The 310-nt window shown below is 34.8% G+C and carries 1 protein-coding gene; it reads left to right on the forward strand.

Translation table 11 applies throughout. The annotated features are described in order from the left end of the window. Window positions 1-256: alpha/beta hydrolase family protein (locus tag ACSG5Z_RS30245; RefSeq protein WP_435712782.1), on the forward strand; the 256-nt coding region annotated here is incomplete at its 5' end. Window positions 257-310 lie beyond the last annotated feature (54 nt).

The following is a 310-nucleotide window of genomic DNA, read 5'->3' on the forward strand; positions in this document are numbered from 1 at the left end:
GACATATATTAAATCAGCCTGTACGCCTACCTTAATTCAACATGGGGAAAAGGATGTAAGAATTCCAATTACAAATGCATATGAGCTATATGAAGGGTTAAGTGATATGGAAGTTGATACGGAGTTAATTATATTTAAAGGAATGGCATATAGTTCGAATCAGCCAGGAATGAATGTGGCTATTATGAAGCAGAACTTGATGTGGTTTTCACACTATATACTTGGAGAAAGCATGAAAGATTTTCGTACTATATAATGGATATCCGCACAGGGATTTTTCGTTGTGCAATTGTATCAGATTGTTGTAAAC

Source organism: Bacillus pretiosus (assembly GCF_051294775.1).
GTDB lineage: Bacteria > Bacillota > Bacilli > Bacillales > Bacillaceae_G > Bacillus_A > Bacillus_A wiedmannii.